Source organism: Bradyrhizobium sp. 521_C7_N1_3 (assembly GCF_052075975.1).
Lineage (GTDB): Bacteria > Pseudomonadota > Alphaproteobacteria > Rhizobiales > Xanthobacteraceae > Bradyrhizobium > Bradyrhizobium japonicum.
The window spans coordinates 3,445,971-3,469,195 of sequence record NZ_CP197232.1; the positions used below are offsets into that span (position 1 = coordinate 3,445,971).

The 23,225-nt window shown below is 64.6% G+C and carries 22 protein-coding genes; 14 read left to right on the forward strand and 8 right to left on the reverse strand.

Going from position 1 to position 23,225, the window contains the following annotated elements; genetic code table 11:
* Nucleotides 1–80: 80 nt before the first annotated feature.
* Complete coding sequence (locus AB7008_RS16030) at nucleotides 81–560, reverse strand: cupin domain-containing protein (RefSeq protein ID WP_441259052.1); 480 nt, start codon at nucleotides 558–560, stop codon at nucleotides 81–83.
* A 236-nt stretch (nucleotides 561–796) separates the two neighbouring features.
* Between AB7008_RS16030 and AB7008_RS16035 the strand changes: the two genes are divergently transcribed.
* A complete protein-coding gene (locus AB7008_RS16035) occupies nucleotides 797–1,081 on the forward strand; it encodes a hypothetical protein (protein WP_038931403.1) in 285 nt (94 codons plus the stop codon).
* Nucleotides 1,082–1,163: 82 nt separating this feature from the next.
* Nucleotides 1,164–1,880 (forward strand): peroxiredoxin-like family protein, encoded by a 717-nt coding sequence (locus tag AB7008_RS16040; RefSeq protein ID WP_441259053.1) that lies wholly within the window; start codon nucleotides 1,164–1,166, stop codon nucleotides 1,878–1,880.
* A 62-nt stretch (nucleotides 1,881–1,942) separates the two neighbouring features.
* Here the strand turns inward: AB7008_RS16040 and AB7008_RS16045 are convergent, their stop codons facing one another.
* Nucleotides 1,943–2,830 (reverse strand): LysR family transcriptional regulator, encoded by an 888-nt coding sequence (locus tag AB7008_RS16045; protein ID WP_304493263.1) that lies wholly within the window; start codon nucleotides 2,828–2,830, stop codon nucleotides 1,943–1,945.
* Between the two features lie 198 nt (nucleotides 2,831–3,028).
* Between AB7008_RS16045 and AB7008_RS16050 the strand changes: the two genes are divergently transcribed.
* Both AB7008_RS16050 and AB7008_RS16055 read left to right on the forward strand, forming a co-directional pair.
* A complete protein-coding gene (locus AB7008_RS16050) occupies nucleotides 3,029–4,177 on the forward strand; it encodes a patatin-like phospholipase family protein (RefSeq protein ID WP_304493264.1) in 1,149 nt (382 codons plus the stop codon).
* A gap of 77 nt (nucleotides 4,178–4,254) precedes the next feature.
* On the forward strand, nucleotides 4,255–5,205 hold the full coding sequence (locus tag AB7008_RS16055; protein WP_441259054.1) for an oxygenase MpaB family protein: 951 nt from the start codon (nucleotides 4,255–4,257) through the stop codon (nucleotides 5,203–5,205).
* Between the two features lie 282 nt (nucleotides 5,206–5,487).
* Here the strand turns inward: AB7008_RS16055 and glgA are convergent, their stop codons facing one another.
* A complete protein-coding gene (gene glgA, locus AB7008_RS16060; protein WP_441259055.1) occupies nucleotides 5,488–6,903 on the reverse strand; it encodes a glycogen synthase GlgA in 1,416 nt (471 codons plus the stop codon).
* A gap of 194 nt (nucleotides 6,904–7,097) precedes the next feature.
* Between glgA and AB7008_RS16065 the strand changes: the two genes are divergently transcribed.
* The 10 genes from AB7008_RS16065 (at nucleotide 7,098) to AB7008_RS16110 (ending at nucleotide 17,259) form a co-directional block, all read left to right on the forward strand.
* Entirely contained in the window at nucleotides 7,098–8,294 is a 1,197-nt protein-coding gene (locus AB7008_RS16065) for a CaiB/BaiF CoA transferase family protein (RefSeq protein ID WP_441259056.1), read from the forward strand.
* 131 nt (nucleotides 8,295–8,425) lie between these two features.
* Entirely contained in the window at nucleotides 8,426–9,970 is a 1,545-nt protein-coding gene (locus tag AB7008_RS16070; RefSeq protein WP_304493267.1) for an ABC transporter substrate-binding protein, read from the forward strand.
* Nucleotides 9,971–9,977: 7 nt separating this feature from the next.
* Nucleotides 9,978–10,928, forward strand: a complete 951-nt coding sequence (locus AB7008_RS16075) for an ABC transporter permease (RefSeq protein ID WP_028157018.1) — start codon at nucleotides 9,978–9,980, stop codon at nucleotides 10,926–10,928.
* The gene (locus tag AB7008_RS16080; protein WP_028157019.1) at nucleotides 10,915–11,787 is read left to right on the forward strand and encodes an ABC transporter permease; all 873 of its coding nucleotides are present in this window, start codon (nucleotides 10,915–10,917) and stop codon (nucleotides 11,785–11,787) included. The genes AB7008_RS16075 and AB7008_RS16080 overlap by 14 nt, the downstream gene beginning before the upstream one ends.
* Complete coding sequence (locus tag AB7008_RS16085; RefSeq protein WP_441259057.1) at nucleotides 11,784–12,776, forward strand: ABC transporter ATP-binding protein; 993 nt, start codon at nucleotides 11,784–11,786, stop codon at nucleotides 12,774–12,776. Before AB7008_RS16080 ends, AB7008_RS16085 begins: the two co-directional genes overlap by 4 nt.
* Nucleotides 12,773–13,744 carry an ABC transporter ATP-binding protein gene (locus AB7008_RS16090; RefSeq protein WP_441259058.1) on the forward strand — a complete coding sequence of 324 codons (972 nt, stop codon included), beginning with the start codon at nucleotides 12,773–12,775 and terminating at the stop codon, nucleotides 13,742–13,744. The genes AB7008_RS16085 and AB7008_RS16090 overlap by 4 nt, the downstream gene beginning before the upstream one ends.
* Before the next feature lie 76 nt (nucleotides 13,745–13,820).
* Nucleotides 13,821–14,888 (forward strand): alcohol dehydrogenase, encoded by a 1,068-nt coding sequence (locus AB7008_RS16095; protein ID WP_028157022.1) that lies wholly within the window; start codon nucleotides 13,821–13,823, stop codon nucleotides 14,886–14,888.
* 108 nt (nucleotides 14,889–14,996) lie between these two features.
* Nucleotides 14,997–16,076, forward strand: a complete 1,080-nt coding sequence (locus AB7008_RS16100) for an isocitrate/isopropylmalate dehydrogenase family protein (protein WP_441259059.1) — start codon at nucleotides 14,997–14,999, stop codon at nucleotides 16,074–16,076.
* 46 nt (nucleotides 16,077–16,122) lie between these two features.
* Nucleotides 16,123–16,539, forward strand: a complete 417-nt coding sequence (locus tag AB7008_RS16105) for an ASCH domain-containing protein (RefSeq protein WP_028157024.1) — start codon at nucleotides 16,123–16,125, stop codon at nucleotides 16,537–16,539.
* Nucleotides 16,540–16,782: 243 nt separating this feature from the next.
* Nucleotides 16,783–17,259, forward strand: coding sequence for a hypothetical protein (locus AB7008_RS16110; RefSeq protein ID WP_441259060.1), 477 nt, complete (start codon nucleotides 16,783–16,785; stop codon nucleotides 17,257–17,259).
* A 143-nt stretch (nucleotides 17,260–17,402) separates the two neighbouring features.
* Here AB7008_RS16110 and AB7008_RS16115 read toward each other — a convergent pair whose 3' ends face one another.
* The 5 genes from AB7008_RS16115 to AB7008_RS16135 all read right to left on the reverse strand — a co-directional run bounded on the left by AB7008_RS16115 (nucleotide 17,403) and on the right by AB7008_RS16135 (nucleotide 23,213).
* Nucleotides 17,403–19,085, reverse strand: coding sequence for a flavin-containing monooxygenase (locus AB7008_RS16115; RefSeq protein WP_441259061.1), 1,683 nt, complete (start codon nucleotides 19,083–19,085; stop codon nucleotides 17,403–17,405).
* A 188-nt stretch (nucleotides 19,086–19,273) separates the two neighbouring features.
* Nucleotides 19,274–20,473: a serine hydrolase domain-containing protein gene (locus tag AB7008_RS16120; protein WP_441259062.1), complete on the reverse strand. Its 1,200-nt coding sequence runs from the start codon at nucleotides 20,471–20,473 to the stop codon at nucleotides 19,274–19,276.
* Nucleotides 20,445–20,657 carry a hypothetical protein gene (locus AB7008_RS16125; protein ID WP_152621049.1) on the reverse strand — a complete coding sequence of 71 codons (213 nt, stop codon included), beginning with the start codon at nucleotides 20,655–20,657 and terminating at the stop codon, nucleotides 20,445–20,447. Before AB7008_RS16125 ends, AB7008_RS16120 begins: the two co-directional genes overlap by 29 nt.
* 208 nt (nucleotides 20,658–20,865) lie before the next feature.
* Nucleotides 20,866–21,687, reverse strand: a complete 822-nt coding sequence (locus tag AB7008_RS16130) for an enoyl-CoA hydratase (RefSeq protein WP_441259063.1) — start codon at nucleotides 21,685–21,687, stop codon at nucleotides 20,866–20,868.
* A gap of 176 nt (nucleotides 21,688–21,863) precedes the next feature.
* Nucleotides 21,864–23,213 (reverse strand): L,D-transpeptidase family protein, encoded by a 1,350-nt coding sequence (locus AB7008_RS16135; RefSeq protein WP_441259064.1) that lies wholly within the window; start codon nucleotides 23,211–23,213, stop codon nucleotides 21,864–21,866.
* Nucleotides 23,214–23,225 lie beyond the last annotated feature (12 nt).

Below are 23,225 nucleotides of genomic sequence, written 5' to 3' on the forward strand. Positions count from 1 at the left end.
GTGGCGCCCGGCATGCGGGCAGCATGGGGATTCCCGGACGCCACATCCGGTCACGCGTGCGCCGGGGCCGAGCGCGCGCGTTACATGTGATGATCGTTGGGATCCCTGCGGACATCGCCGACATAGAGAATGACCGTCTCCTTGCCGAGGTTCTGCCACCAGTGCGAGGTGCCGAACACTTCGGGACGGATGTCGCCGGCCTTGTGCACGATCGGATCGACGCAGTTGGAGGCGTATTCGACGATCTCCCCTTGCTGCACGAAGATCAGGGCCGGGCGATCGTCATGGCTGTGCCAGGGAACGATGCCGCCGGGTTCGATCGTCAGCCTGCGGAAGCGCAGTTCGCGGCCTTCGATATGCGCCGGCTGCTTGCCGAGGTCGATCGCGCCGAGCGTGACATCGGTGACGCCGACCGGCTTGGTGTCGACCATCTGATGTGCATTCGGCTTGATCTTGTCGGCCGGGCACTCGCCGGCGAAAACCGGCGTCGCAAATGTCAGCGCCCCGAGAACGGCGACGCCTGTCCAAACCACGCGCGACAATGTGTAATGCCTAGACATGGAAGTCTCCTGTGTTGACCGCAACCGTGATGGCCGTCGGCGATGACAGGAGCATCGTCGAGACCGCGTCGATCCTGAAATGCCGGCTTGCTCTCGATGCGATAGCTCCGCGCTATGTTGATGCGCGGCGGCTATCGAACCGATTGGGCATCGGCATTTCCGCTTTCGGGATATCCGGCGTCCGATGGCGGGGCGCCCGATTGGCGGGCGTTCACGTCAATCCGGAGGAGCATCTCATGACGAAAGTGTCCAAAACCCTGATTTTCACCGCCGCCTTCGCGGTCATCGCCACGTCGGCCTTCTCGGAGGCGGCCTGGGATCTCAAGGCCGGCATGGCCTATGTCTATGGCGGTCCCGGCAAGATGTCGGCGATGGCGATGGCCCCCGCCGAGAAGAACCACGACGCCATGATGAAGCACGCCAAGAAGGTGCCCGACAACACTGTGTTCTTCATGGACAACGGCACGCTGTACTCCGCGTCCGGCCGGCTGGACCCCACGGGCAATTTCTACGTGAACTGAAACAGCCTTCGCGCAACGGCCGCCCCTTGCGGGCGGCCGGACCTGGAACCTAGTATTCGCCCTCAGAACGCCGGAGCGGAAGATGACGTCTCTCTCACCAGCCGACGCCGAGCGGCTCAGGTCTGCTTTCCAGCGCTGCCGCGACATGGAAGGAACGCTGAACGAGCAACTCCGCGCCTACGCCGACGCCAGCCGCGAGGTCTTCCCGGCCTATGGCGGGGCGGTCGATCGCCTGGTGACGCGATTGAACGGGAACGGCGGCGGCGAGACCGCGCCGCGCCCTGGCGATGCGATGCCGCCGTTCCTGCTGCCTGACGAGACGGGGCGTCTCGTCGGGCTATCCGCGCTCCTGGAGCAGGGGCCGGTCGCGGTGATGTTTTTCCGCGGACATTGGTGTCCCTTTTGCCGCCTCAACATGCGGGCGGTGGCCCAGGCCGGAGCGCGCATCAGGGCGACGGGTGCCCAGATCGTCGCGATCATGCCCGAGACCCAACAATTCACCGAGCAACTCAAGGACGATGCCGATGCCCGGTTTCCGATCCTGACTGATCTCGACAACGGCTATGCGTTGTCGCTCAATCTCGCGATCTGGCTCGGCACCGAGATCCAGCAATTGCTGTCCTATCAAGACATGGCGAAGTTTCACGGCAATAACGGATGGATGCTGCCGATTCCGGCGGTGTTCGTCGTCGGTCGCGACGGGATCGTGAAGGCGCGCTTCGTCGACCCCGATTTCCGCAAGCGCATGGAGATCGACGATCTGCTTGCGGCGCTCGAAGACGCGAGCCGCGAGAACTGAGGCGGGCACTTTTCTTCCCCTCTCCCCTTTGGGAGAAGGAAGGGCGGCGATTGTTCTCGCAGCTACCCCGCTACCAACCTCCAGTCGGCGCCGCGCAGCAGGCGCATCACGGCGTTGGCGACCGCCGTGCGCTGGCGGCCTGCCACGCCGTAGAGGCTGACCGTGCGGCGCGCGTCGAGCCCGGCGACTGCGGTACGCTTCAGGCTGTCCGGCACCGGCGAGGTGTGCGGCATCATGGCGACGCCGATATCGGCCTCGACCAGTTCGATCAGGTCGCGCTCGCTCGAAACCTCGTGGCCGTGATCGACGTCGACGCCGTGTTCGCGCAGGCTCGCGGAGATGCGCCGGGAATGTTCGCAATAATTGCGGCCGAGCAATTGCTCCGCGCGCAAATCGTCCGGCTCGATCGTATCGTGGCCGGCGAGGCGGTGCTCCCGGCTGACGACGAGATCGAACGTCTCGGTGAACAGCGGCCAGACGTCGAGCCGCTCCCAGGCCTCGTCGATCTCGGCGGCGATGCCGAGCTCGGCTTCGCCTTTCTTCAGGAATTCCGCGACCTCGCGGCTCGAGCCACGCAGGAAGCGGAATTCGAGCCGGTTGAACTGGCGCCTGATCTCGTTGAGATGCGGAATAAGCAGCGCGAGGTCGATCGAATGCGTCAGCGCGATGCGCAGCGCGCCGATCTCTCCACTCTTGAACGAGGAGGCGAGCGAGCGTGCGCCGGCAGCGGCATCATAACACTGCTTCAACAGCGGACGCATGCGCTGGCCGAGCTCGGTCAATTGGGCCGCCGGGCGCTCGCGGCGAAACAGGTCGCCGCCGAGCTCGGCCTCGAGCTGCTTGATCGCGCGCGTCAGCGAGGGCTGCGTCACGTTGCATTCCTCGGCGGCGCGCGTGAAATTCAAGAGCTGCGCCACCGCGAGGAAATAGCGGACCTGGTGCATTTCCATGGATCGGCTCCCAGCGAGATCGGCCGAAAATCTAACCGATCGGCGCAGGGAATGATATCCTGGCGGCAATAGCGGGTACGTATGGTTTCGGAAGCCAGCCGGCATTTCCAAAAGGATCGACGATCGCCGAGAATGGCAGGACGTAACAATGGCCTTACACCTGACGAATGATAACGATAGCCTCGACAGGAGCGAGACATGAGCGGCATGCAGGACAACGGGCAACGGAAGAGTATGGACCTGCCGGGTCAGGTCGTCCTGGTGCTTCAGGGCGGCGGCGCGCTGGGCTCGTACCAGGCCGGCGTTTACCAGGCGCTCCACGAGGCCAGCATCGAGCCGGACTGGATCATCGGCACCTCGATCGGCGCCATCAATGCGAGCCTCATTGCGGGCAACGCGCCGGAGCACCGGCTGGCGCGCTTGAGGGAGTTCTGGAAGCGGATGGAACAGACGCCGGTTTGGGACTGGCGCGCCGCGTTTCCCGGCTTCAACGAGAAGCTGGCCTATTGGTCGACCGTGACCCACGGCATTCCAGGTTTCTTCCGCCCCAATGCGCTGGCGCATGCCGGGGATTCCTATCCGCTGGGCGCCGATCACGCCGGCTTCTATTCGACCGCGCCGCTGGAGAAGACGCTGAGCGAGCTGGTCGATTTCGATCTGGCCAATCGCTGCGCGCCGCGACTGACGGTCGGTGCGGCTCATGTCGGCACCAGCGAAATGCGCTATTTCGACAGCCGCGATGGCGAACTGACGGTGAAGCATGTGATGGCTTCGGGCGCGCTGCCGCCGGCCTTCCCGGCGGTGCGCATCGATGGCGAGCTCTATTGGGACGGCGGCATCCTGTCGAACACGCCGACGGAGGCCGTGTTCGACGACAATCCACGCAGGGATTCGCTGATCTTCTCCGTGCACCTGTGGAATCCCGTCGGCGCCGAGCCGACCACGATGGCGGAGGTCTTGAACCGCCATAAGGACGTGCAGTACTCCAGCCGCATCGCGAGCCAGATCATGCGGCAGCAGCAGGCCCATCGCCTGCGCCACGTCATCAACCAGCTTGCCGCGCGGTTGCCCGAGAGCGAGCGCAACGATCCCGCGGTGAGGGAGTTGATGAGCTACGGCTGTCCGACCCGCATGCATGTGGTGCGGCTGCTGGCGCCGCAGCTAGAGCGCGAGACCCACACCAAGGACATCGACTTCAGCCCGTCAGGCATCACGCGGCGCTGGCATGCTGGCTATGCTCACACGAAATCGGTGCTGGCGCGAAAGCCGTGGATCGGCGAATTCGATCCGCTCGCCGGCGTGGTGCTGCACGAGCATATGGACGAGATGCCGATGGCGGCGGAGTAGGGCCGCCTCCGCTTTCATCGAATTGCCACAGGCCCTGCGGATTGTCGGCCGTCGTCCGCCTTTGAGAGGCCCTGCAGTTGGTATCCGGGAACGATCTGGAATTGGCCCTCGATCGGGTTCGCGCCGAAGCCGCGGGACCGGTTGCCGGCGTGTTCGGTCCTGACACGGTGACATGGCGGATCGACCGGGAGGCCGTCATCTTTCTCGGCGCCGGCCGCGCGCTGTTGTTGCAGCTGGCGCATCCCTGGGTCGCGGCCGCCATCGCGGAGCATTCGCGCACCCTTGCCGATCCGATCGGCCGCTTCCATCGCACCTTCGACATCGTCTTTGCCATGGTGTTCGGCTCGCTCGACCGGGCGCAGTTGTCGTCCCGGCAATTGTATCGGCGCCACAGCATGATCGTCGGCGAGATGCCCGAGGCCGTCGGCCCGTTCGCGGCAGGCTCGCGCTACTGCGCCAACGACATTCCGTCGTTGCGCTGGGTTCATGCGACGCTGGTCGAGACCGCGGTGATGGCGCATGACCTGGTCCTGCCGCCGCTCTCAGTGGAGGAGCGCGAGCGCTACTGGAGCGAGAGCCGGAAGTTCGGCGCCTTGTTCGGACTGACGGCGGACGATTTGCCCGCGGACTGGTCCGGCTTTGCGGCCTATACCGCGGCGATGGCGCAATCGGACACGCTGACCGTCAGCCCGGCGGCGCGTGAGATCGCCGCGCAGATCCTTGGCGGCGCCCGTCCGTGGCTGCGGCCACCGCGATGGTATCGCGCGCTCACGGCGGGCCTGTTGCCGGAGCGCCTGCGAGCGGGCTTCGGGTTTGAATTCGACGAGCGCGACAAGAGGGCAGCCGACAATGCGCTGAAATGGATCAGGCGCGTCCATCCGAAATTGCCGGACCGGCTGCGCTATGTCGGTCCCTACCAGGAAGCGCAGGCACGGCTGCGGGGCGAGCCGCAGCCCGACTGGATGACCAGGTGTCTTAATCGCGCCTGGATCGGGCGGCCGCAAATGGATGTGCGCGGCAAGGGGTGATGGCCCAAAATCTCACACTCGTGTCCCGGACAAGCCGCAACGCGTGAGCGTTGAGGCGCAGAGCCGGGACCCAGGGGCCACGGACTTCGGTGCGACATGGGCCCCGGCTCAGCAGCGCACCGTCGAAGAGACGCTGCGCTGCGTCCGGGGCACGAGAGGGGAGTGAGATGCACAATCTCTCCACATCGTCATTGCGAGCGCAGCGAAGCAATCCAGAATCCTCCGCGGTGGCAGTCTGGGTTGCTTTGTCGCTTCGCTCCTCGCAATGACGGGGAGGTTGCCTCACACCGATGCCAGCTTCCGATACAGCGCGCTGTAGCTGCCGGCCGAGATGCTCCAGGAGAACGAACGTCCCATCGCGCTGCGACGCATGGAGTCGAGCTGGTCCTGCGCCATGAAGGTCGAGAACGCGCGGCGGACGCCGCCGAGGAAGGACGCGCGCGAGGGCTGCGAGAACAGAAAGCCGGTCTCGCCGTCGGTAATGGTCTCGGCGAGGCCGCCGGTCTGGTGACCGATCGGCAGCGAGCCGAAACGCTGGGCGTACATCTGGCTGAGGCCGCACGGTTCGAAGCGCGACGGCATCAATGTGAAATCGCTGCCCGCGAAGATGCGCCGCGCCTGGGCCTCGTTGAAGCCGATCGTAACCCCGATCGCGTCGGGGCGGCGGCGATGCGCGTCGATCAGCGCCTGCTCGAGCGCCGGCTCGCCGGAGCCGGTGACCACGATCTGCCCGCCGGCATCGATGATCTCGTCGGCGGCCGACAGCACGAGGTCGATACCCTTCTGGTGCACGAGGCGTGCGACGATCGCGAACATCGGGCCGCGCGACACCGCGAGCCCGAACTGCTTGCGCACGTAATCCGCATTGGCCTTCTTGCCGACCCAGTCACCGGCGCCGAATTGCTGGGCGAGCTGGGCGCAGGAGCGCGGGTCCCAGCTCTCGTCGATGCCGTTGAGGATGCCGGTGAGCTCGGCCGCGTCGGAGCGGACACGAAGCAGGCCCTCGAGGCCGCAGCCGAATTCCTCTGTCGTGATCTCGCGTGCATAGGTGCCGCTGACGGTGGTGAGGTGCGAGGCATAGACCAGCCCGGCCTTGAGGAAGGAGAGCTGGTCGTAGAATTCGACGCCGTCGATATGGAAGGAGCTCTCGGGGATGCCGATCCGCCGCAGCGAGTCCTTCGGGAAGAGTCCCTGGTAGGCGAGGTTATGGATGGTCAGGATCGACGGCAGCTTGGCCCCGCGCCAGGCGAGGTAGGCCGGTACGAGCGAGGCCTGCCAGTCATTGGCATGGATCAGGTCTGCTGCCCAATTCTTGTCCAGCTTGCCCATGGCCAGCTCAGCGGCTGCCGAGGCAAAGCGCGCAAAGCGGATGTCGTTGTCCGGCCAGTCGTGTCCGGACTCGTCGCCATAGGGATTGCCGGGCCGGTCGTAGAGTTGTGAGCACAACAGCACATAGACCGGCAGCCCGTCCTTGGTCGCAGCTCGCCCGAGCGAGCAGGCCGGCATCTCCGCAAACGCCGGGCAGCGGCCAACGATCTGAATATGCGTGAGTTGTTCGATGATGTCGCGATAGCCGGGCAACATGACCCGGATATCGGCGAGAGGGCGAAGCGCCCTGGGAAGGGCAGCGGAAACGGCGCCGAGTCCGCCAACGCGGACGAAATCGTCCATCTCGGTTGTGACGAACAAGACCCTCAAGAACAGCTGCCCTCTTCCGATCCCGTCTGTTGCTATGCAAGAACGGGTCCAGTTGTCCTGGAATTCCCAAGCCCGCCCGCGAGACGCGTCCGTTCGGTAAAGACTTTCCTACTGACCCGCCGCCCTCTAGGGTCGGCCCATCAAAAAGAAAGAACTTCGATAGTTCCTAAGAGGCCGAGGGGGCGTAAGCAGGCATGTCGTTAGCAGATAAGCATGAGGGGACGACGACAAAGGCCTTCGCGGGCCTCAGGGTCCTGGATTTTTCGACCACCATCGCCGGTCCCCACTGCGCGCGGATGCTTGCCGACATGGGCGCCGAGGTCATCAAGATCGAGACCGACGGCGGCGAGACGATGCGCACCCGGCCGCCGCTGCGCAAGGGGTGCAGCACCGTATTCGGCCAGCTCAACGTCGGCAAGAAAAGCGTCGTGCTCGATCTCAAGTCCGAGGAGGGCAAGGAGGCGGTGCGCCGGCTCGCCGCGACCGCCGATATCCTGGTCGAGAACTTTCGCCCCGGCGTGATGCACCGGCTGCGGCTCGACTACGACCGCCTGCGCCCGGTCAATCCCAAGCTGATCTATTGCTCGATCTCGGGCTACGGCCAGACCGGTCCCTCGGCCGAGCTGCCGGCCTATGCGCCGGTGATCCATGCGGCCTCCGGCTACGACATGGCGCATCTCGCCTACCAGCCCGGCCGCAGCCGTCCCGACTATTGCGGCATCTACCATGCCGACGTCGTCACCGGCACCTACGGTTTCGGTGCGATTGCGTCGGCGCTCTATCAGCGCACGGTGACCGGGCAGGGCCAGCACATCGACGTCTCCATGCTGGAATCGATGCTGACCTTGACGGTGATCGAGCTGCAGAGCTCGCAATTCGCGGTGAAGCCACCGCCGCGCCCGATGTTCGGGCCGACCGAGACGGCCAATGGCTACGTCATGATCACTGTCGCGAGCGAGAAGACGTTTCAGTGCCTGATGGGTGTAGTCGGCCGCCCCGAATGGATTTCCGATCCGCGCTTCTCCACCTACGCCGCGCGCCGCGAGAACTGGGCCGACATGATGGACGGCGTCGAGGCCTGGTCGCGGCCGCTCACGACCGACGCGTGTCTCGTCGCGCTTGGCGCGGCGGGCGTGCCGGCCTCCGCCTATCGCACCGTGTCCGAGGCGCTGGCCGATCCGCAACTCGCGCACCGGCAGGCGCTCTCGTCCGTGGAGGACGAGGGTGGCTCGTTCCAGGTGCTCAATCTGCCGTTCCGGATGTCGGGCGCCGACACCACGCCCGCCAAGACGATGGCCGTGCTTGGCGAGCACACGGACGCATTGCGCGAGGAGATCGGCCTCGCCGACGATGCGCCAATTCCGTCAGGCAAAACGGCTGCGACAAACTGAGCGCATCGCAGCACCACTACAGCGTTTGATCTCTCGCGTGTTCCTCTTGCCGTGGCGAGCATTTATCGCCAAGCTTGCCTCCGAGTCATTCAACGATCCGAAACATCGGACGAGGGATCCCGGGAGGAACCATGACGAACCTTGCTGCCGCGGCGCGCAAGCACGCGCCGATTTTCCTTGTTGCGGCATTTGCTCTCCTTCCGCCGGCTGAGCCGGCACAGGCGCAGAAGGCCGGCGGCAGCATCACCGTCGGTCAGGAGCTGGAGATTACGGGCTTCGATCCGCTCAAGGTCGGCGTCTACGACACCTCGACCTTCACGGCTGCGGCCGCGATCTTCGACACGCTGACCACGCTCGACGACAAAGGCGAGGCCGCGCCAAAGCTCGCGGTCTCCTGGACCCATTCGGACGACTACAAGAGCTGGACCTTCAAGCTGCGCCAGGGCGTGAAATTCCACGACGGCACGCCGTTCAATGCGCAAGCCTTCAAGGAGAACTTCGACCGGCAGAAGGACCCCGCCAACAAGTGCCGCTGCGCCTTCTACATCACCAACGTCAAGGAAGTGCTGGCGCCCGACGAATATACTGTCGTCTACAATCTCACCGACCCTTCCGTGAACCTGCCGGCGACAAACACCATCCAAAGCCAGAACAACGTCGTGCATTCGCCGACGGCGTGGAAGACCAAGGGCGACGACTACAATCGCAATCCCGTCGGCACCGGTCCCTACATCCTGAAATCATGGACCGCCGGCGACCGCATGGTTCTGGAGAAGAACCCGGACTACTGGAACAAGGGCCGTCCCTATCTCGACCGTATCATCCTGAAGCCGCTGCCCGACGCGCAATCGCGTTTCGCCTCGCTGCAATCGGGCGAGGCCGACATCATCTGGGACGACGAGAACGACGCCGACAACATCATGAAGGCGCAGAAGGACTCCAAGCTCACCGTGCATACCTACAAGGGCTCGGGCGCCGCGGTCTATGCCTTCAACACCAAGGTCGCGCCGTTCGACGACGTCCGCGTGCGGCAGGCGCTGGTGATGGCGATCGACCGCCCGAAGATGTCGCAGGCGATCAGCAACGGCCTGAGCCGGCCCGCGACCAATCCCTACGGCGACGGCTCCTGGGTCAAGTGCAAGGACGACGGCGCGCTGCCATTCGACGTGGAGAAGGCCAAGGCGCTGATCAAGGACTATGGCAAGCCGGTCGAGTTCAAGACGATGGTGACCGCAACGCCGCGCGGCCGCATGATCGGCCAGGTGCTTCAGCAATTCTGGAAGCGCGTCGGTGCCAATATGGAGATCGAGCAGGTCGACCAGGCCACCATCCCGCCGCGCGCCTTCATGCGTCAGTTCCAGCTCATACCCTGGCGCATTGTCGACCTCGCCGATCCCGATCCGCAGATGTATGCGAACTTCCGCAGCGGCAGCCCGCTGGCGCTGGCCAATTTCGCCGATCCGGAGCTCGACCGGCTGCTCGACCACTCCCGCGTCACCGCCGATCCCGCCGCGCGTATCGAGGATTATTGCGCGATCAGCCGCCTGATCAACAAGGAGGCGATCTGGTTCTGGACCTTCCAGAACACCTATTACGCGCTGTCGAGCGCCAAGCTGAAGGGCTTTCCGAAAATGTACAATGGCGTGATCGACGTCTCGACCGCCTGGCTGGAATGACCACGCGATGCTGAACTTCGTCGTGCGGCGGCTCCTTGCCATCCTGCCGGTGCTGCTCGCCGTCTCGCTGCTCACCTTCCTGATCGCCTCGCTGCTGCCGGGCGACCTTGCGTATGTCATCCTCGGCGATCAGGCGACGCCGGAGAATGTCGCGGCGTTGCGCCGTGACATGGGGCTCGACCAGCCGCTGTGGTGGCGTTATCTGAGCTGGCTCGGTCACGTCCTTCAGGGCGATCTCGGCCGCTCCTTCCGCACCGGGCAGACGGTGTTGCAGGCGGTCGCCGAGCGCATTCCGGTCTCGCTCGAGCTGATGCTGATGGCCGAATTCATCGGGCTCCTGATCGGCGTGCCGCTCGCGATCGCCTGCGCCGCGCGCGCCGGCGGCGCCTTCGACCGCTTCATGACCGGCAGTGCCTTCGCCATGCTGTCGATGCCGTCGTTCCTGATGGCGATCCTGCTGATCTATCTGTTCGCGGTCGAGCTGCGCTGGCTGCCGGCGACCGGCTACGTGCCGTTCACCGAGGAGCCGCTGTCGAACCTGCGTTTCTTCGTGCTGCCGGCGCTGACGCTGGCGCTGGCAGAATGGCCAGGAATCATGCGGGTGTTGCGCTCCGACATGATCGCGACCCTGCAGGAGGACTATATCGCGCTCGCGAAAGCAAAAGGCCTCAAGCCCGCGCGCATCCTGTTCGTGCATGCGCTGAAGCCGTCGTCGCTGACCCTGGTGACGGTCACTGGCATCAATATCGGTCGCCTGCTGGGCGGCACGCTGATCGTGGAATCGATCTTCGCGCTGCCGGGCATCGGCCGCCTGCTGGTTGGCGCGATCTACACCCGCGACCTCGTCATCCTCCAGGGCGTGGTGCTGCTGGTCGCCTGTGGCTTCGTCATCGTCAACTTCATCGTCGACATGCTTTACGCCGTGCTCGATCCGAGGATCCGCCATGGCCACGCTTGAGCTGTCGATGCAGGACGAGGTGGTCTCCGAGCCGGTTCGGCGCCGGCGCAAGCTCGGCCTGTTGTTCTGGTTCGCGAGCGCCTGGCTCGCGATTGTCCTGACGCTCGCGATCCTTGCGCCGGTGCTGCCGCTGCAGAACCCTGTAGACATGGACATGCTGGAGCGCCGTGCCGCGTTCTCCGGGGAACACTGGCTCGGCACCGACGGGCTCGGCCGCGACGAATTCGCCCGCCTGATCTTTGGCGCGCGCGTCTCGCTGACGGTCGGGCTGATCGCGCCGATGATCGGCCTTGCGCTCGGCGGCGCGCTTGGTCTCCTCGCCGGCTATTTCCGCGGCCGGTTCGAGACGCTGGTGGTCGGCAGCATGGACGTGCTGCTGGCGTTTCCGCCGCTGATCTTCGCGCTCGCGGTGACCGCCTATCTCGGCCAGTCGATTCCCAATCTCACCCTGATCCTCGGTGTGCTCGGCATTCCCGCCTTCATGCGGGTGGCGCGCGCGGCGACGCTGACGCTGGCGCGGCGCGAGTTCGTGATCGCGGCCGAGGCGCTCGGCGCCAGCCATGCGCGCATCCTGCTGCGCGAGCTGCTGCCGAACGTGATCCTGCCGCTGCTGGCCTTCTTCCTGCTCGGCGTCGCGGTCACCATCGTGGTCGAGGGCGCGCTGTCCTTCCTCGGGCTCGGCGTGCCGCCGCCGATGGCGAGCTGGGGCAGCATGATCGGCGAGGGGCGCGACAGCCTTGACGTCGCGCCGCGGCTGGCCTTCCTGCCGGCAACAGCGCTGTTCTTGACCGTGCTGGCCTTCAACCTGGTCGGCGACACCTTGCGGGCGCTGACCGACCCGCGTCAGGGGGCGCTGTGAGCGGGCCGCTTCTGACCATCGAGGACGTGGCGGTCGAGTTGCCGACCCCGCGCGGCAATCTGCGCGCCGTGGATCGTGTCGATTTGTCGCTGGAGGCGGGCCGCACGCTCGGCATCGTCGGCGAATCCGGCTGCGGCAAGACCATGCTGTCGCGCGCGGTGCTTCAACTCCTGCCGAAGAAGGCGAAGCTGACCGGACGCGTGATGTTCGACGGCGAGGACCTGGTGCGGTTCGATGCCGAAAGCCTGCGGCGCCTGCGCGGGCGCGACCTCGCGGTCGTGTTCCAGGACCCCATGACCTCGCTCAATCCGGTGCTGACCATCGGCACCCAGCTGATGGAGACGATCCAGGAGCATCTCGAGCTCGATGCGCCGGCGGCGCGCAAGCGCAGCATCGAGTTGCTCGCCGCCGTCGGCATTCCGGCGCCGGAGCAGCGGCTCGCGCAATATCCGCATCAATGTTCCGGCGGCATGCGCCAGCGCATCGCGATTGCGATCGCGCTGTCCTGCGAGCCGAAACTGTTGATCGCGGACGAGCCGACGACGGCGCTCGACGTCACGATCCAGGCGCAGATCCTCGATCTGCTGGCACGCGAGCAGCGCCGCCGCCACATGGCGATGATCATCATCACCCACGACCTCGGCGTCGTCGCCGGCCGTGCCGACGAGGTCGCCGTGATGTATGCGGGCAGGGTGGTCGAGCGCGCGCCGACGCGGGCGTTGTTCAAGCGCATGCACATGCCCTACACCGAGGCGCTGCTGGCGGCGATCCCGAAGCTGGAGACCGCGCCGCATACGCCGCTGCCCGCCATCTCCGGCCGTCCGCCCGATCCGACCCGGCCGCTGAGGGGGTGCTCGTTTGCGCCACGCTGCCGCTATGCCGCGGGGCTCTGTCACGAGGCCAAGCCCGAATTGAAGGGCGCGGAGATGCCTGATCATCTCTATGCCTGCTTCCATCCCATCCAGATGACGGAGGGGATTGGCGCATGATGCAGTTTGCCATGCCCGCTGAGCCGCTCCTGAACGTCGACAACCTCGTCGTCGAATATGGTCTCGGCAACAAGACGGTGCACGCGGTCTCCGGCGTCAGCCTCCAGGTCGCGCGCGGTGAGACGCTGGGGCTGGTCGGCGAATCCGGCTGCGGCAAGTCGACGCTGGGGCGCGCGGTGCTGCAATTGCGCCGCGCCAAATCCGGGCGCGTGCTGTTCGACGGCGAGGACCTCACCGCGATGGAGGGCGAGGCGCTGCGCAAGATGCGCCGCCGCGTGCAACTGATTTTCCAGGACCCGATCGCCTCGCTCAATCCGCGCCGGCGCATCGGCGACATCGTCGCCGAGCCGCTGATCATCGCCGGCGTCAAGGATGCCACGGAGCGCAAGCGACGCGTTCACGAGGTGCTGTCCGCGGTCGGGCTCGACCCTGACATCGTGGCGGGCCGCCTGCCGCACGAATTCTCCGGCGGCCAGTGCCAGCGCATCTGCATCGCGCGTTCGCTGGTGCTCAACCCCGAATTCATCGTCTGCGACGAGCCGGTCTCGGCCCTCGACGTCTCCATCCGCGCGCAGATCCTCAATCTGCTCGAGGAGATGAAAGCACGCTTCGGCCTGACGCTGCTGTTCATCGCGCATGACCTCGCGGTGGTGAAAGCGGTCAGCGACCGCGTCGCGGTGATGTATCTCGGCCGGCTTTGCGAGGTCGGGCCGTCGGAGCAATTGTTCGCAAGGCCCGCGCATCCCTACACGGACCTGCTGTTGCAGGCGATCCCGGTGCCCGATCCGGACGTGCGTCCCGTCGAGAGTGTGGCGACCGGCGAGCCGCCATCGCCGATTGCGCCGCCGTCCGGCTGCCGCTTCCGCACCCGCTGCCCGCGGGCCGACCAGCGATGCAGCGCGGAGATACCGGAGTTGCGCGAGGTCGCGCCCGGCCAGTTCGCGGCTTGCCACCATCCGCAGGCCTGAACTAAGACCGGTTTGTCTGGCGTCGCTGGTCATGGCATGGTGAGGCCGAGAACGAAAGCATGCCGGGAGGATTCCGATGAAGAGTTTCAAGGTCGCCGATTTCAAGGCGCCGCTGCAGGAGTTCGACGAGGCCACGCCGCAGCCGTCGGGCACGCAGGTGCTGATCAAGGTGAAGGCCGCCGGCGTCTGCCACAGCGACCTCCACATCTGGGAAGGCGGCTACGATCTCGGCCACGGCCGCAAGCCGCTGTCGCTGAAGGACCGCGGCATCAATCTGCCGCTGACCATGGGCCATGAGACGGTCGGCGAAATCGCGGCCTTCGGCCCCGACGTGAAGCCGACCGACCAGGGCGATCTCAGGCTCGGCGATGTCGGCCTCGTCTATCCCTGGATCGGCTGCGGCAAGTGCGCCACGTGCCTGGCCGGTGACGAGAACATGTGCCTGACGCCGCGCTCGCTCGGCGTCTATTGCGACGGCGGCTATTCCGACCACATGCTGGTGCCGCATCCGCGCTATCTGCTCAATCTGAAGGGCCTCGATCCCGCGACGACCGCGCCCTATGCCTGCTCGGGCGTCACCACCTACAGCGCGCTGAAGAAGGTCGAGCAGCATTTTGACACGCCGATCGTGATGTTCGGCGCCGGCGGCCTCGGCCTGATGGCGTTGTCGCTGCTGAAAGCGATGGGCGGCAAGGGCGCGATCATGGTCGACATCGACGCCAGGAAGCGCGAGGCCGCGGAAAAGGCCGGCGCGCTCGCGACCGTCGATCCCAAGGCGCCGGACGCGCTGGAGCAGCTTGCCAAAAAGGCGGGCGGGCCGATCCGCGCCGTGATCGATCTCGTCGGTAACGCCGCGACCACGCAACTCGGCTTCGATTGCCTGACCAAGGGCGGCAAGCTCGTCATCGTCGGCCTGTTCGGCGGCGGCGCGACCTGGGCGCTGCCGCTGATCCCGATCAAGGCGGTGACGATCCAGGGCAGCTATGTCGGCAATCTGCGCGAGACGCAGGAGCTGCTCGACCTCGTGCGCGCGAAGAACGTGCCGCCGATCCCGGTGACGAAGGCGCCGCTCAACAAGGCCAATGACGCGCTGGTGCAATTGCAGCAGGGCGCGGTGGTCGGTCGTACGGTGCTGACGCCGTAGTGAATTCGTCGTTCCGGGGCGATGCGAAGCATCGAACCCGGAACCTCGAGATTCCGGGTTCGGTCCTGCGGACCGCCCCGGAATGACGTCTCTCTCTCAGGAACCCCCATGTCCGCAAACAACGCCTTCCACATTGCCGTGCTCGCCGGTGACGGCATCGGTCCCGAAGTCATGGCACCGGCCATCGAAGTCCTGCGCAAGATCGAGGCGAAGTCCGGCCTGAGCTTCCGCTTCACCGAGGCGCCCGCCGGCGCCAACAATTATCTCGCGACCGGCAAGTCGATGCCGGATAGCACCATCAAGCTCTGCGAGGAGGCCGACGCGATCCTGCTCGGCGCCTGTGGCCTGCCGTCGGTGCGCTATCCCGACAATACCGAGATCGCGCCGCAGATTGAGCTGCGGTTCATCTTCGATCTGTATGCCGGCGTGCGCCCCGCGCGGCTCATTCCGGGTGTGCCGAGCCCGATCGTCGGCGCCGACCAGCGCGGCATCGATCTCGTCGTGATCCGCGAATCCACCGAAGGCCTGTTCGCCTCGATGGGCAAGGGTGTCGTCACCCATGAGGACGCGCGCGAGACCATGGTGATCACGCGCAAGACCTCCGAACGCCTGTTCGAGTTCTCGTTCCGCCTCGCCGAGCGGCGCAAGGCGCGCGGCAAGCCGGGGATGCTGACCTGCGTCGACAAGGCGAACGTGTTCAAGGCCTTTGCGTTCTTCCGCGGTATCTTCGACGAGATCGAGAAGAAGCATCCGAACGTGAAGACCGACCGGCTCTATGTCGACGCCTGCTCGGCGATGCTGGTGAAGCGTCCCTGGGATTTCGACGTGATGGTGATGGAAAACATGTTCGGCGACATCGTCTCCGATATCACCGCGAGCCTGATCGGTGGCCTCGGCATGGCGCCGTCCGCCGACATCGGCGACAAATATGCCGTGTTCCAGCCCTGCCACGGCACCGCACCCGACATCATGGGCCAGGGCAAGGCCAATCCCACCGGCATGATCCTGTCGGCGGCGATGATGCTGGACTGGCTCGCCGACAAGCACGGCGTCGAGAGCGCGGCAGAAGCCGGCGAGCAGATCGAGCGCGCGGTGGATCAGGTCTACGCCGACGGCATCAAGCCGATGGAGTTCGGCGGCAGCAATGGCACGGCCGACATCACGAGGGCAGTGCTGGCGGCGCTGTAGGAGGCACCGCGTCGCAAGACATTGCCCCTGAAGGGTTTGGACGATCATGAGCAGACCAGTCCCCGAACACTATCGACATCTCCGGACCTTTGCCTTCGGCGACAGTCCGGCGCTCGCGGATGAGTTGCTCGAACTCGTCGTTAAGGGCGTCAAGACCGCGACTTGCAGCACGGAGGACGAACCGAACACGTCGACGCCGGGTGAGCGCTGGGTCGTGCTCAACGGGCGCGGAGAACCGCGCTGCGTCATCGAATCCGTCGAGATCACCTATCGGCGCTTCAATGACGTCGACGCCGCGTTTGCGCACGATGAGGGCGAAGGCGATCGAAGCCTTGCCTATTGGCGTCACGCCCATCGGACCTATTTCGGCCGGCTCGGACGATTCAGTGAGGACATGATGCTGATGTGCGAGCGCTTTCGCCTGATCGAGGTGTTCGGGGACCTCCCGCCTTCGGAACCGTAGCTGATGGTTGCATAGCCCTCTTATTTGAGGGCATACAATTATACCCTGCGAAAACCTGAACTTTTTTCCATCGCTCAGGACTTATAGTTGCGTCCCGGCGTTCGCGCCTTGGGGTCCAGAGAGCTTCAGCCGCCGCCGGGGCGTCGCCGAGGGCTCTCTTTCGTGCCGCCGCGAAGAGCCGGGGCATGATGTACAGCTCGTTGGCACTTCTTGACTTGATTTCACCAAGCGCAGGAGGAGCCTATGCGGAAGTTTCTCACCTTTTTCCTTTCTGGCGTGGCATTGGCCGTCGCGGCGTCAACCGCTGTAGCCGGTGAGCGAGTGCTTGAGTTCAAGCTCGTCACGAAGGCGATCGACGTTAAGGTCATAGAGGCCGCAAACGTCGAAGGACAGACGGTCGTATCCGGTAAATTCTTCGGTGTCGCCGTCTTCAACGATGGTCGTATCGGGGTGAAAGAGTTCGTCAATGCTTCGGATTCGCTCAAGGGGGCGGGCCCCTTCTTTGGCTATAGCACTTACACCTTCGAGGACGGCTCGATTACGGCGCGTTACACCGGCTCGGCCAAAGACGGCAAATCAACGGGCGAATACACGATCCTTTCGGGCACAGGTTCCTATGCGAACGCCACGGGCACGGGAACGATTGAAAGCGCACCGAACCCATTCAAGGGCGTCAACCTGTTTAACATAAAGCTAGTCGTTAAAACGTCCGGCTCATGACAGCGTAATGTTCGCGGGTCCCGCGCGAGGGATATTGATGCCTCGCGCGGACTATTGGCCCGGCCGGCGCCGCATTGCCGGTCGGCGCGGCCATGACGGGAGCCGCGACATTGAACGCGGCGCCCGGTCATGACTCGTTGAGCCTACTCGGCTGCAATCGTGTGCATGGTCCCGCTTTGGCCAGTGCTTCTGAATACGAAGCCCTCGTAGCCCTTCTCTGCGACCTCGGCGCACTTTCTGCGGTATCCGCCCACGCCCTCCGGGCCGAGATAGGGCATGAATCGACGCGGCTTGCCTTCTATGTTGGCGCCCATGTACCAGGAATTGGTGCCGGGCATGAGGGTCGAGTTCACGATTTCGGCGACGTGGGCGCCCCATGCGTCTTGCGCCTGCGGGCTCGCCTCAATCGTCGAAAGTTTGTTTCTTCGCATGTGGGCGATGCATTCGGTGATCCATTCGACATGCTGCTCTATCGAGACCGGCATGTTCGATAGCACCGAAGGGCTTTGCGGACCCGTGATCGTGAACAGGTTGGGATAACCGGCGATCGCCAGGCCAAGATAGGTCTGTGGGCCATCCGCCCATTCTTGCACCAGCGTCCGGCCGCCGCGACCCTTGATGCCAAGGTTCTTCAGCGGGCCGGTCATCGCGTCGAAGCCGGTGGCGATGACGATGATGTCGAGCGGATACTCCTTGCCGCCCGCTCGAATGCCATTCGGCGTGATCTCCTCGATAGGACCGTCGGTGCTCGCATCCACCAGCGCTACGTTCTTCTTGTTGAAGGTCTCAAAATAGTTGGTGTCCAACGGTTGGCGCTTGGTGCCGTAGGGGTAAGACTTGGGCGTCAACTTCTCGGCGATCGCCGGGTCGTTGACGACCGAGCGGATCTTTCGCTTGAGGTAGTCGGCGATGACGTCGTTCGCCTCCTTGGAAAAGAACATGTCCTGATAGTTCGCCAGCCAAAAGGCGAAGCCGCCCGCATCCCACATCTTGTCGAACTGCCGCTCGCGTTCCTCGGGCGTCGTCTCGAGCACCGATTGCGGTATGAAATTCAGCTCGAACCCGAAGAAGGAATCCTTGATGCGCTGCCGGATTCCGTCGTAATCGGCCTTGCGCGCCCTGGTGACCTCGGGATCGACACGGCCGTTGCGGGCCGGCACGCAGAAGTTCGGCGTGCGCTGGAACACGGTCAAGTGCTTGGCCTGTTGCGCGATCTCCGGAATCGCCTGCACTGCGGTGGCTCCGGTGCCGATGACGCCAACACGCTTCGCGGTGAAGTCGACACCATCGTGCGGCCACCGGCTCGTGTGGTAGCACTTGCCCTTGAAGGAGCTCAGCCCCTCGATCGGTGGTACGTTCGCGGTCGATAGGGCACCGACGGCCGGGATGACGTAGCGCGTCGTCACGGCGTCGCCCTTGTCGGTGCGTACGGTCCACAGCTCAGTGTCCTCATCGAAGAGAACTTCGACGACGCGCTTGCCGAACTGGATGTCGGGCTTCAGGTCGAAGCGCTCGGCGCAGTGCTCGAGGTAGCGCAGGATCTCGTCCTGCTCCGGGTAGCGCTCGGACCAGTTCCACTCCTGCAACAGGTTCTTGTCGAAAGTGTAACAGTAGATGTAGCTGTCGGAGTCGCAGCGCGCGCCGGGGTAGCGATTCCAGTACCAGGTGCCGCCGACACCGTCGCCGGCCTCGAACACCGTGACGTTCAAGTCAAGCTTGTCGCGCAGCGAATGCAGCATATACATGCCGGAGAACCCGGCGCCGATGATGATCGCATCGAAGTCGGCTTTCGCGCCAGCTCGTTGCGCGGATTCAATATTTGTCATGACCTGCCTCGCGTTGTGAGAATTCTCCGTGCATTCGTGTTCAGTGGTTCTCCGCCTTGTGAAGGCACCGGCCTGCGGGAGCAGAACAGAAGCTCCGTGCCATCTGAAAGCCCGCGCTCACGGCGCCCTCGCTCCATCGAGTCTGGAAAGCGGAGGCGCCGTGGCGCAGGTAGGCCGCTCGCCCGGCACTACGCCGCGGCGCGCGCCTCGCCGGTGGCGTAGGCGGCAGTCTCGAATTCCATGTAGCCGCCGAAGGAGGTCGGGTCGCCGAACGGCAGGATCTGCGTCGCCCAATATCCGCCGAACCCGTTCTTGCGATCGATCCAGTAGAACGTGTTGGCGAGTCCAGCCCAACCGATAGCTCCGGCCGGTCGGCCGGTCGGCGCGTCCTCGTCGTTCACCATGAAGGTCAAGCACCAGGACTTCTTCAGGCCGGGAAAGAACTCGGCATCGTTCGACAGGCTCGGAATGATGCCGGGTAGCATCGTGACGGTCTGATGTGCCTGCAGGCCGTTCCGTACGGCAGCCTCGACCGTTTCCTTCTTGAGCACACGACCCTGCGATCCGGCCCCGTCGTTCAGCCACATGCGAATGAACTTCATGTACTCGCCGATCGAGCCATAGAGACCGTGGCCGCCCATGTGGACCTCGGGCTCAGGCGGCAGTTGCATATCGGGGAGGGGAGTCAGCGATCCGTCGGCTTCGCGTTGGTGGATCGTGGCGAGGCGCGAACGCATCGCGGGGGGCAGCGAAAAGGCGATGTCCTCCATGCCGAGTGGCGCAAAGATCCGCTCCCTCATCACCTCGCCAAGGCGCTTGCCGCGGATGCTTTCGACGACTTGGCCGGCCCAGTCGATGTTGCTGCCATATTCCCATTTGTCGCCGGGATCGAACAGTAGCGGCGTGTTCAGGGATGCCTTCGAGCAGGTCACCACGCTCGGCTGGCCGCGCTCCTGTGCCAAGCGAAGATAATTGGCGTTGAAGAAATCGTAGCCAAGGCCGGCGGTGTGCAGCATTAGCATCCGGGTCGTGATGTCGCGCGCCGGAGCCCGCAGTTTCGGATTACCCTTGGCATCGAACCCGGTGAGCACCTCGAGCTTGCCAATGTCAGCCACGTAGTTCTTGGCGGGGGCATCCAGGTCGAGTTTGCCGTCCTCGACGCATTGCAGGACCGCCGTGCCAGTGATGGCCTTCGTGGTCGAGAAGATCGCAAACACGGTATCGGTCGTCATTGCCTGGCGTCCGCCGAGGCTGCGCTCGCCGGCCGAGCCTTCATAGATGTTGGCCGAGCGATCCGTGATCATCGCTACCACGCCGGGAACGCGGTCCTTGCCGGTCACGACCTTTTGCAGAATCCCGTCACATGCGCTTTTTAGATTGATACCCATAGGCGTTTCTCCCGTTGCCATGTTTGATCACGTGTTTCTCGGCAGTCCGTTGGCGGTTCGCGCCAAATGACATAGACGGTTGGGCTTTACTGAAGTTGGGTACGGAGCCGATTGCCCCGATGAGGGTGCGCGAACGAAATCCCGCCGCGGCTCTGACAACAAAAACAACTGGAGTTTTGATCATGAGGTGGCTCCAGGTCCGCATCGCAATTCGACCGAGCGCTCGGAACGTAGACCGTTTTCCTCCGATCGACCACTCCGATAATTTTTCAGAGGCTGGTCAGCGATGCTGACACTGATCTATCCAAGCCGTATTGCTCGTCAATCGGCAGGGTCAGGTCATTGCATGAGCGCATTCGCGCTGCTTGGTTTGGCGCGGCCGGACGCCGAGGCTACTTGCCCGTAAACTGCGGCTTGCGCTTTTCCATGAAGGCCTGCCGGCCCTCGCGAAAATCCGCGCTGTCCATGCAGGCGTGACTGATCGCCTTGATCGCCTCCAGGTCGCGCTGGCTCTCGTCCTTCAACACCTGAGCGATGGTGATCTTGGCGGCCTTGATCGCGAGCGGGGCGTTCTCGGAGATGGTCTGCGCGATCGTCATCGTCTCACCCCACAACTCGTCGATCGGGAACAAGCGCTCGACGAGGCCAATGCGCAGCGCCTCGGCGGAATCGATCCGCATGCCCGTGTACATCAGAAGCCGGGCCCAGGACGGGCCGACCAGCGACACCAGATGCTTCAAGCCGTCATAGCCGTAGGCGATGCCGAGTTTTGCCGCGGGAATACCGAACTGGCTGCCATGTGCGGCGAGACGGATGTCGGCGAGCATCGCGACCTGCATGCCGCCGCCGAGGCAAAAGCCCTCGATGCAGGCGATGGTCGGCTTGGGATAGTCGGCGAGCAGTGCGCGCTGGGCGGCGCTGCGCTTGGCATATTCCTCGGACGCCGCCGCGTTGTGGCGGGTCTTCTCGAACTGGCTGATGTCGGCCCCGGAGACGAATGCCTTGCCGCCGGCGCCGCGCAGGATCACGACGCGAACCGTCTCGTCATCGCGCAGGCTCGTCAGCGCCTCGCCAAATCCCTCCCACATCTCCAGCGACATCGCGTTGCGCTTGTCGGGATTGTTGAAGGTGATCACGCCGACGCCGTCGATGACCTGCTTGAGGATCCTGCCGTCGGCATGGTGTATTTCGGTCGTGCTGGACATGTCAGGCATTGCGCGCTCGCTGTCGTAGGCCGGGTGCAATGTGCGGCCGGGGCGCGGCCCGGGTCAACCGCGACGAGGGACGCGGCTTTGCATCCGCCTGTGCCGCGATTGCATGGCGCGAGAAGCGGTTATTCCTTGAGCATGATCTTCTCGGAAAACCGCCGTACACGTTTCCGGATCATGCTCTACTGCGTTACGTGCATGTGAGCGGTCAGGGGATGGCTGCCGGCATTGCTGAAGAACGCCGCCTCTTCGGCGGTGGCCTCCAGCAACTGCTCGTCCTGATTATAGACGTCGTTGCGGAACTGGACGGTCTGGTCCTTGGTCATCCATGCCGTGAGGTAGATCCAGGCCACCGGCACCTTCTTCGCCATGGCGACCTCGAGGTGCTGGCCACTCGCAATCTCGGCATCGATCGCGGCGCGGCTCCATTTCGGCTGGTCCTTCAGCAGCCAGGCGGCGAGATCGCGCACATTGTCGACGCGCGAGCAGCCGTGGGAATCGAAGCGGTAGTCGTCGCTGAACAGATTGCGCTGGTTGGTGTCGTGCATATAGACCGAATAGGCATTCGGCATGTCGATCTTCACCGCGCCGAGCGCGTTGAAGGTGCCGTTGTGCTGGCGAACGGTGAAGTTCGGCGTGTGCGTGCCCGACCAGTCGACCGAATGCGGGTCGATCGGATTGTCGTGGGCGTCGAGCACCTCCATGTGCATGCGCGACAGATAGGTCGGATCCTTGCGCATATGCGCCGAGATCTCGGTCTTGGCGATCGAGGACGGCACCGTCCAGGTCGGATTGAGCACGACGCTGGTGATCTGGGCCGTCAGGGTCGGCGAGGGCTTCTCGGTCTTGCCGACGATGACGCGATAGCGCCGCACCACCACATCGTTCTCGACCGCTTCGGCGAACGCAGCGGGGATGTTGACCACGACATAGCGCTGGCCGAAGCCGAAATTCATGTTCTCGAGCCGCTGGAGCGAAGCCTCCAGCTGCCGGATGCGTTTCTGCACGGAGACGTTCATCGCCGCGACCGTGCGCGGCGTCACCGTGCCGGTCGGCGCCAGTCCATGGCGGGCCTGGAAGCGTTTTACGGCGTCGGCGAGATCCTGGTCGAAGGCGCCGCTCGTCTTGTCGGCAGCGAGGTCGCCGGAGAGGATCAGTCGCTTGCGCAAGAGATCGTCATTGGCGCCCTGGACGCCGGCCGCGAATTTGGCATCCGCCGGGATCGTCGGCCAGCCGCCGCGCACGGCAAGGTCGGAGTAGCTGAGCGCGGCATCCTTGATGCGCTGGGCCGAGCCCTCGTCATAGGTTGGCTCGTGCGTCAGCGCGAGCGCCGCGGCGGAGCGGCTCTCCGCCGTCGAAGCGGGCGCGGAGGCCTTCGGCGCGGCGGCATGGGCCGGGTTCGCCGCTGCCGGCACCGTACCGGCCGCCGTTGCCGGCCTGAGGCCCGCCTGTCCCGTGGTTTCGGTTTGCGCCAGCGCGGAAGCGCTCGCGAGCACGCCGACGGCAACGATCATCGCATGGCGTTTCGACATGTGTCCCATCTT

What these genes read in the sequence shown, in the direction of transcription:
- AB7008_RS16030 (WP_441259052.1), bottom strand. Translation starts at nt 560, where the DNA reads ATGTCTAGGCATTACACATTGTCGCGCGTGGTTTGGACAGGCGTCGCC.
- AB7008_RS16035 (WP_038931403.1), top strand. Translation starts at nt 797, where the DNA reads ATGACGAAAGTGTCCAAAACCCTGATTTTCACCGCCGCCTTCGCGGTC.
- AB7008_RS16040 (WP_441259053.1), top strand. Translation starts at nt 1,164, where the DNA reads ATGACGTCTCTCTCACCAGCCGACGCCGAGCGGCTCAGGTCTGCTTTC.
- AB7008_RS16045 (WP_304493263.1), bottom strand. Translation starts at nt 2,830, where the DNA reads ATGGAAATGCACCAGGTCCGCTATTTCCTCGCGGTGGCGCAGCTCTTG.
- AB7008_RS16050 (WP_304493264.1), top strand. Translation starts at nt 3,029, where the DNA reads ATGAGCGGCATGCAGGACAACGGGCAACGGAAGAGTATGGACCTGCCG.
- AB7008_RS16065 (WP_441259056.1), top strand. Translation starts at nt 7,098, where the DNA reads ATGTCGTTAGCAGATAAGCATGAGGGGACGACGACAAAGGCCTTCGCG.
- AB7008_RS16070 (WP_304493267.1), top strand. Translation starts at nt 8,426, where the DNA reads ATGACGAACCTTGCTGCCGCGGCGCGCAAGCACGCGCCGATTTTCCTT.
- AB7008_RS16075 (WP_028157018.1), top strand. Translation starts at nt 9,978, where the DNA reads ATGCTGAACTTCGTCGTGCGGCGGCTCCTTGCCATCCTGCCGGTGCTG.
- AB7008_RS16080 (WP_028157019.1), top strand. Translation starts at nt 10,915, where the DNA reads ATGGCCACGCTTGAGCTGTCGATGCAGGACGAGGTGGTCTCCGAGCCG.
- AB7008_RS16090 (WP_441259058.1), top strand. Translation starts at nt 12,773, where the DNA reads ATGATGCAGTTTGCCATGCCCGCTGAGCCGCTCCTGAACGTCGACAAC.
- AB7008_RS16095 (WP_028157022.1), top strand. Translation starts at nt 13,821, where the DNA reads ATGAAGAGTTTCAAGGTCGCCGATTTCAAGGCGCCGCTGCAGGAGTTC.
- AB7008_RS16100 (WP_441259059.1), top strand. Translation starts at nt 14,997, where the DNA reads ATGTCCGCAAACAACGCCTTCCACATTGCCGTGCTCGCCGGTGACGGC.
- AB7008_RS16105 (WP_028157024.1), top strand. Translation starts at nt 16,123, where the DNA reads ATGAGCAGACCAGTCCCCGAACACTATCGACATCTCCGGACCTTTGCC.
- AB7008_RS16110 (WP_441259060.1), top strand. Translation starts at nt 16,783, where the DNA reads ATGCGGAAGTTTCTCACCTTTTTCCTTTCTGGCGTGGCATTGGCCGTC.
- AB7008_RS16115 (WP_441259061.1), bottom strand. Translation starts at nt 19,085, where the DNA reads ATGACAAATATTGAATCCGCGCAACGAGCTGGCGCGAAAGCCGACTTC.
- AB7008_RS16120 (WP_441259062.1), bottom strand. Translation starts at nt 20,473, where the DNA reads ATGGGTATCAATCTAAAAAGCGCATGTGACGGGATTCTGCAAAAGGTC.
- AB7008_RS16125 (WP_152621049.1), bottom strand. Translation starts at nt 20,657, where the DNA reads ATGATCAAAACTCCAGTTGTTTTTGTTGTCAGAGCCGCGGCGGGATTT.
- AB7008_RS16130 (WP_441259063.1), bottom strand. Translation starts at nt 21,687, where the DNA reads ATGCCTGACATGTCCAGCACGACCGAAATACACCATGCCGACGGCAGG.
- AB7008_RS16135 (WP_441259064.1), bottom strand. Translation starts at nt 23,213, where the DNA reads ATGTCGAAACGCCATGCGATGATCGTTGCCGTCGGCGTGCTCGCGAGC.